Annotated in this window: 1 rRNA gene (only partly in view); it reads left to right on the top strand. The window is 57.5% G+C overall.

Going from position 1 to position 2,097, the window contains the following annotated elements:
- Window positions 1-137 precede the first annotated feature (137 nt).
- A 23S ribosomal RNA gene (locus tag ACH47Z_RS46845) occupies window positions 138-2,097 on the top strand; it runs 1,259 nt beyond the window's last position.

Genomic DNA, 2,097 nt, shown 5'->3' with positions numbered 1-2,097 from the left:
GTGCCGGGCACGCTGTTGGGTGTCTGAGGGAATGAAATCCCTCTGAGATGCCGGCCCCGGTGAAGCACTGACGATGTTGGTGTGTGACGGGTGGCTGGTCGTTGTTTGAGAACTGCACAGTGGACGCGAGCATCTGTGGCCAAGTTTTTAAGGGCGCACGGTGGATGCCTTGGCACCAGGAACCGATGAAGGACGTGGGAGGCCGCGATAGTCCCCGGGGAGTCGTCAACCAGGCTTTGATCCGGGGGTTTCCGAATGGGGAAACCCGGCAGTCGTCATGGGCTGTCACCCGCTGCTGAACACATAGGCAGTGTGGAGGGAACGAGGGGAAGTGAAACATCTCAGTACCCTCAGGAAGAGAAAACAACCGTGATTCCGGGAGTAGTGGCGAGCGAAACCGGATGAGGCCAAACCTACGACGTGTGAGACCCGGCAGGGGTTGCGTCGTGGGGGTTGTGGGATCTCTCTTCTGTTGTCTGCCGGCGACAGGACGAGTCAGAAACCGTTGATGTAGGCGAAGGACATGCGAAAGGTCCGGCGTAGAGGGTAAGACCCCCGTAGTCGAAACGTCAGCGGCTCGTTTGAGAGACACCCAAGTAGCACGGGGCCCGAGAAATCCCGTGTGAATCTGGCGGGACCACCCGCTAAGCCTAAATATTCCCTGGTGACCGATAGCGGATAGTACCGTGAGGGAATGGTGAAAAGTACCGCGGGAGCGGAGTGAAATAGTACCTGAAACCGTGTGCCTACAAGCCGTGGGAGCGTCGGAACGTGCTTGCACGTTCTCGTGACTGCGTGCCTTTTGAAGAATGAGCCTGCGAGTTTGCGGTGTGTTGCGAGGTTAACCCGGGTGGGGAAGCCGTAGCGAAAGCGAGTCCGAATAGGGCGTTTTTAGTAGCACGCTCAAGACCCGAAGCGGAGTGATCTAGCCATGGGCAGGTTGAAGCGGAGGTAAGACTTCGTGGAGGACCGAACCCACCAGGGTTGAAAACCTGGGGGATGACCTGTGGTTAGGGGTGAAAGGCCAATCAAACTCCGTGATAGCTGGTTCTCCCCGAAATGCATTTAGGTGCAGCGTCGTGTGTTTCTTGCCGGAGGTAGAGCACTGGATAGGCGATGGGCCCTACCGGGTTACTGACCTTAGCCAAACTCCGAATGCCGGTAAGTGAGAGCGCGGCAGTGAGACTGTGGGGGATAAGCTCCATGGTCGAGAGGGAAACAGCCCAGAGCATCGACTAAGGCCCCTAAGCGTACGCTAAGTGGGAAAGGATGTGGAGTCGCACAGACAACCAGGAGGTTGGCTTAGAAGCAGCCACCCTTGAAAGAGTGCGTAATAGCTCACTGGTCTAGTGATTCCGCGCCGACAATGTAGCGGGGCTCAAGCGTACCGCCGAAGTCGTGTCATTGCAGCATATAGCCCCAACGGGTGCTGTGATGGGTAGGGGAGCGTCGTCTGCCGGGTGAAGCAGCACCGGAAGGTAGTTGTGGACGGTTGACGAGTGAGAATGCAGGCATGAGTAGCGATACAAACGTGAGAAACGTTTGCGCCGATTGACTAAGGGTTCCTGGGTCAAGCTGATCTGCCCAGGGTAAGTCGGGACCTAAGGCGAGGCCGACAGGCGTAGTCGATGGATAACCGGTTGATATTCCGGTACCCGCTGTGAAGCGTCAAACATCGAGCATCGTGATGCTAAGGCCGTGAAGCCGTTCCGGACCCTTCGGGGAATGGAAAGTGGTGGAGCCGCCGGACCAAGCGGTTAGTAGGTGAGTGATGGGGTGACGCAGGAAGGTAGTCCATCCCGGGCGGTGGTTGTCCCGGGGTAAGGGTGTAGGCCGTGCGATAGGCAAATCCGTCGTACATGTGGCTGAGACCTGATGCCGAGCCGATTGTGGTGAAGTGGATGATCCTATGCTGTCGAGAAAAGCCTCTAGCGAGTTTCATGGCGGCCCGTACCCTAAACCGACTCAGGTGGTCAGGTAGAGAATACCGAGGCGTTCGGGTGAACTATGGTTAAGGAACTCGGCAAAATGCCCCCGTAACTTCGGGAGAAGGGGGGCCAGCTCTGGTGAGAGGACTTGCTCCTCGAGCTGGGGATG

It is taken from the genome of Streptomyces sp. NPDC020192 (assembly GCF_044388685.1).
Taxonomy (GTDB): Bacteria; Actinomycetota; Actinomycetes; order Streptomycetales; family Streptomycetaceae; genus Streptomyces.
This window is presented reverse-complemented; position numbering and strand designations above follow the sequence as displayed.